Source organism: Bifidobacterium miconisargentati, from assembly GCF_019331675.1.
In the GTDB taxonomy this organism is placed as follows: Bacteria; Actinomycetota; Actinomycetes; order Actinomycetales; family Bifidobacteriaceae; genus Bifidobacterium; species Bifidobacterium miconisargentati.
The window spans coordinates 1-3,068 of the sequence record NZ_JAHBBJ010000036.1; the positions used below are offsets into that span (position 1 = coordinate 1).

General features: G+C 58.6%; 2 protein-coding genes and 1 rRNA gene. All 3 read right to left on the bottom strand.

The features are described from left to right. Positions 1 to 400: 400 nt before the first annotated feature. Complete coding sequence (locus KIH81_RS11890; RefSeq protein WP_214305516.1) at positions 401 to 1,162, bottom strand: IclR family transcriptional regulator; 762 nt, start codon at positions 1,160 to 1,162, stop codon at positions 401 to 403. Between the two features lie 198 nt (positions 1,163 to 1,360). Then, entirely contained in the window at positions 1,361 to 2,305 is a 945-nt protein-coding gene (locus KIH81_RS11895; protein WP_236029602.1) for an IclR family transcriptional regulator, read from the bottom strand. A gap of 481 nt (positions 2,306 to 2,786) precedes the next feature. Next, positions 2,787 to 2,903 (bottom strand): 5S ribosomal RNA (rrf, locus tag KIH81_RS11900). Positions 2,904 to 3,068 lie beyond the last annotated feature (165 nt).

The window sequence follows — 3,068 nt, forward strand, 5'->3', positions numbered from 1 at the left end:
AACCCCTCCCAGGGAACCCAACCAAAACAAGGCCGGGCTTGAGGCATACTGGCAATCATTGACTATAAAGAAGTAGTACAAACACGCTCTTGAGTTCTCAAACCACCACCACACACAAACCAACCCGGAAGAAACAAACCAGAAGGATTCCAACCGAACCGCTCAGCGGCAGCGAATGAATAACTTACACCACCCCAGCCACCAACGCAACCCCACCCCACACCAACACCTCTAAAACCCTTGCAAACACTAGCCTCCACCGGCGTGTCGAAAACACCAAAAACAAGCCACAACAACACCAACAAAACACCAACAAGCACGACACATCGCCCGAAAAAATGTCTCGTACCGGCGTGTCGTTAGGACTCACCCACAGCGCGACGTTTCTCAGTCACGCCAATCAATTGGAAGCAACCTGCTGAATTTCACTTACTCCCTGACGCAACAATGCAGCCAGGGATTCCTGCGTGGCGAGTACCTCGTCCACGAAACCTCCCGCGGACAGGCTCGCGACGACTTCCCCGGTCGCAGGATCCAGAATCGGCACGCCAACGGCACCGATGCCCAACGTCACGTCCTCATTCGACAGCGCATACCCACGTTCCCTGGTCAAGGCGATGTCCTCGCGCAACTGTTCGGCCGTGACCAGCGTGTTCTCGTTATAGGCCGGGAACGGTGCGTCCTGCAGGTATCGTTCGGCGCGCTCGTCGTTGAAATGCGCGAGCGTGATGCGCCCCGCCGCGCCGGCATGCAATGGCAGTACACGCCCCGGCCGCAGAATCACCGAATCGATGGCATGACCTTGAGCACACTCCACGCATACCGTCTCGTCGCCGGCAGCTACCGTCAAGAACGAGGTCATGCCTGTGGCCGCAGTGATGCGTTCCATCACCGGCCGCGCTCCGGACCATTCCGTACGCGAAGCCCGCGCGGCGTCGGCCAGACGCAACCAGGTCAGGGACAGCGCATAGTTGCCGTCATCATCCGTAGTCACCCAGTCCACATCCGCGAGGCCATCCAGCACACGGTAGACGGAGGAACGCGGGATGCCACACACATCCGCGATATCGGCGGGCGACAGACCACCTTCTCTGGCCAGCGCCTCCATAACGCGGCTCGCCTTGTCCAACGCCCTCGTGGGTTCTCGTTTATCGTCCGCCATCGTCAGCGCCCTTTCTGTGTTGTGGCTACTGTGAAACGTTTTGTTCGACCATTCCGTCGATTCTCGGGGAGGCCCTTCGACGTGCCGCGCCGAAAAGGACACGTCGTCGCGGATCTGCGGTATTCCGACCGCTACCGTTCAGTTCGGCATACGTTCGTTGGCTGAATTGCGGTTCGTCTCCCCGTTATCGGCCTATCGTCAATCTTCGAGGCCAAGGCCCAGGTAATCGCCGAAGTAGCCCAGGCCTCGCGAAATCTCGCGACCGGCGGCCTGCACCAAACGAACCATTGCATCGGCTCCATCGGCGTCCAAGCCGGCGCTTGACCGATCAGTAGGATTCATCTTCACATTGCGAACAGGGGCACCGACTTTGCGGACATCAGCAGCGCCTGAACCTACCGTCGTCGCCGCACCGGCCTCTGACGGCGATTGCAGGGCGCTCAGGCCCGTTTCCAGCGATCGGGACAATCCTCCGAGCACCACGGCGGCCTGCACCTCACCGGCATGGTTGAACACCGGAACACCAATGGTCACCGATCCGGCCAGCGTCTGGCCGACATCGAACGCAAATCCTGTGTCCCGGACCATACGGGCACGTTCCACCGCATTGACGCGCATGGTGGAGAAGGTGCCGCCCATCTCGTTGGTGTAGGCGTAATGCTCCAGCAACTGGTCGTACCGTTCTGCGTCCAGCCACGATACGAGTACCAGCGAGGGCGCCCCCACACTGATGGGCACGCTATTGCCCACCAGTTGTCCGTAGCTTTGCAGCGCCTCCCTGGTACGGGTCTCGATGCATACGCTGCGCAGACGCCGTCGCACGAACAGCCCCCATACGCCGAACTGGCCTCGATGGGCACGGAACACCCGGCGAGCAATTTGCTGGATGTCCAAGCCGCTTTCGATTTGTCCACCGATTCGTACGCATGCGATGCCCAGACGATATTCGCCACGATTCAGACCACGCTCGACCCATCCGGCAGCGGACAGATTGTCCAGCAAACGATATGTGGAACTGACCGGCTCACCGGTGCATTCACTGATGGCACGGACAGTGCTCGGCCCATGTGACAACACATCCAGTACCGCCTTGGACTTCACCAATGCCTCGACACTGCGATCATCGCGGCCTTGCGCAACCATGCGCGTCACCTCCCCGCCAGAGTTCCCAATTCCATAATCATCCTACCGGAATAATGGGAATACGCGGTTATGGATACAAAAAGGGGAGGGAACTCATTTCAGTTCCCTCCCCTTTCGAAAGCTAGTTGTAATGGGCGTCTATACACGTACAAGAGGGAGAGCCCTCTGTCAGGTTTTCGTCGGAGGTTGTTCTTGTATTTGTCCGCGTATGCGTAGGGTTCTCTGGGTGTCGGTACCCGCCTGGTTTCTTGGATATGTGGGAGGTCTCTTGGGACCGTGTGTTCTGGGTTTTGTTGAACCGAGATTGACATGTCCCTTTGTTCCCGGCTCCCCCTTGTCGGTGAAACTAATTGAGGGGCGATCAGACATGGATTCATGCCGATCCCGGTCCAGCAAGGTTTCTTGTTTTGGTGTGTTTGCTTGTATATACGAGAAGGGCCCCGGGAGCGTTTTCGCTCGACCGGGGTCCTTGTGAAATATAATGCGGCGGTGTGCTACTCTCCCACACCCTGTCGGGTGCAGTACCATCGCCGTGCCAGGCCTTAGCTTCCGGGTTCGGAATGGGACCGGGCGTCTCACCTGGGCCATGACCGCCGCAAATCTTGAGTTATCGGTCAGGAGTTGTTCCTGCCGGCGTGTGGCGGTTTGGGAACCGGATAGGGGACGCGATGTCGATCTTTGGTTTTGCGGATTCGCCTGACATTCCTTGATGCCTGGGCGGTCCGAGCGCAGTATCGGGACCTCCATGTTTGGAGGGTGTGTG